The sequence below is a fragment of the Liquorilactobacillus sicerae genome, assembly GCF_029916425.1.
Lineage (GTDB): Bacteria > Bacillota > Bacilli > Lactobacillales > Lactobacillaceae > Liquorilactobacillus > Liquorilactobacillus sicerae.
In genome coordinates, this window is record NZ_JAHAVQ010000119.1 from 1 (window position 1) to 575 (window position 575).

Annotated in this window: 1 protein-coding gene; it reads left to right on the forward strand. The window is 41.7% G+C overall.

All coding sequences use genetic code 11. From position 1 onward, the window contains the following. Positions 1–575: P1 family peptidase (locus KH893_RS11560; RefSeq protein ID WP_281166249.1), on the forward strand; the 575-nt coding region annotated here is incomplete at both ends.

The window sequence follows — 575 nt, forward strand, 5'->3', positions numbered from 1 at the left end:
ATTTCAAATATTCGCGCAATGAAAATTACTGAGTCTGATGTTTTCTCTGCATTAAATGCTGCTAAGGATACCCTTGAAGAAGGAGCGGTTGGCGGCGGCCGCGGCATGGTCTGTTATGGTTTGAAAGGTGGAATTGGTTCATCATCCCGAATTGTAAAAGTCGATGATGATCATACTTACACGCTTGGCGCGTTGGTAATGGCTAATTACGGTTTTCTTGACAACTTTATTGTTAACGGAATCCCCATTGGCAAATCATTAGCAGAAATGCTTGTTATCGACAAACAAAAAGAAGAAAAAGGATCAATTATTACTGTTTTGGCAACAGATGCTCCTTTAAATTCTCGACAACTCAAACGTTTGGCAAAACGGGCCACCGTTGGTATTAACCGGACTGGTGGATACATTGGCAACGGCAGCGGAGAATTTGTCTTTGCTTTTTCAACAAGCAACCTGGTTAGCCATTTCACAGAGCGGAATTTTGACACGGTATCTCGATTCAACGACAATCATATCGATTTATTTTTTCGAGCCGTTGCTGCTAGTGTCGATGAGGCTATTTTAAGTTCCATGGT